Source organism: Microbacterium sp. Bi128 (genome assembly GCF_918698205.1).
This window is the reverse complement of sequence record NZ_CAKKMM010001563.1, coordinates 1-1,137: the sequence shown is the minus strand read 5'-3', so window position 1 is coordinate 1,137 and position 1,137 is coordinate 1. Positions and strand designations below refer to the sequence as shown.

General features: G+C 67.7%; 1 protein-coding gene. It reads right to left on the bottom strand.

The window, feature by feature from the left end:
* Positions 1-36 precede the first annotated feature (36 nt).
* Positions 37-1,020: a bifunctional riboflavin kinase/FAD synthetase gene (locus tag LQV45_RS34575; RefSeq protein ID WP_230012422.1), complete on the bottom strand. Its 984-nt coding sequence runs from the start codon at positions 1,018-1,020 to the stop codon at positions 37-39.
* Between the last annotated feature and the right edge of the window lie 117 nt (positions 1,021-1,137).

The window sequence follows — 1,137 nt, the reverse complement described above, 5'->3', positions numbered from 1 at the left end:
TGTCAGCGCGGGGCCGACGCCGATCCGGCCCGGTTTTTAGCGGGCGAACAGGAGGTCGTGGGCCTGGACGACGTCCAGGCGCATCTGCTCCACCAAAGCTTCAGCCCCACGGTACGCCACCATGCCGCGGAGCCTGGCGACAAATTCCACCACAACTGTCTGGTCGTACAGATCGAAGTCGTCGGGAGACTCTTCCGGGCGGTCGATCACGTGGGCCTCGACCTGACGGCTCACGCCGTCGAACGTCGGGTTCGAGCCTACGGAGATGGCGGCGGGCCAGCGCGTGCCTGCCTGGTCCACGAGCCAGCCGGCGTAGATGCCGTCCGCGGGGATGTACCCGGTGGCCGTCGAGGAGAGGTTCGCGGTGGGGAACCCGAGGTCGCGGCCGCGTGCGGCACCGTGCACCACCTCGCCGCGCATCCGGTGCGGCCTGCCGAGGACGGCAGCGGCGGTGGCGACGTCGCCCGCGCGCAGGGCCTCGCGCACCCCCGTGGACGAACAGCGGCGGTCCGTGCCGTCGTCGTCGTGGATGGGAAAGCCCTCTGAGCCGAATTCGCTGATGACCAGCACCTCGAATCCGAGCTTCTTGCCCAGCTCCTGCATGGTGGCGAGGTCGCCGGAATTGCCGCGGCCAAACCGGGCGTCGTGGCCGATCACCACGTGGCTGGCCTTGAGGCTGTCGACCAGCACTGTCGCGACGAATTCCTCGGGGGTGAGGCTGGCGAGCTCCATCGAGTACTTCATCACCAGCACGGCGTCGAGGCCGAGCTCTCCGAGGGCCATGAGCTTGTCCTCCAGCCCCATGATCAGTTCGGGAGCCGATTCCGGACGGTGTACCTGCGCGGGGTGTGGGTCGAAGGTGATGGCGACGGCGCGTGCGTGCTTCAACCGGGCGGTACGGATGAGCTGCGACAGCACCTGCTGGTGGCCGCGGTGCACGCCGTCGAAATTGCCGAACGTGACAACCGAAGGACCAAAGTCCGCCGGGACCTCGGACAGATCGTTCCAGATGTGGACCATCAACCTCGCCTTTTGCTGCCTGCCATGAACTGCTCCGGAGCGACCGTGCCGGCTCCGGAACTCTCTTAGATTACCCGCAATCCGGGCAACTCCCGGACGGTCCGCCGGGCTCCGGGG

Excerpts from the sequence above, each read along its gene's own strand:
- LQV45_RS34575 (WP_230012422.1), bottom strand. The coding sequence starts at position 1,020 with ATGGTCCACATCTGGAACGATCTGTCCGAGGTCCCGGCGGACTTTGGT.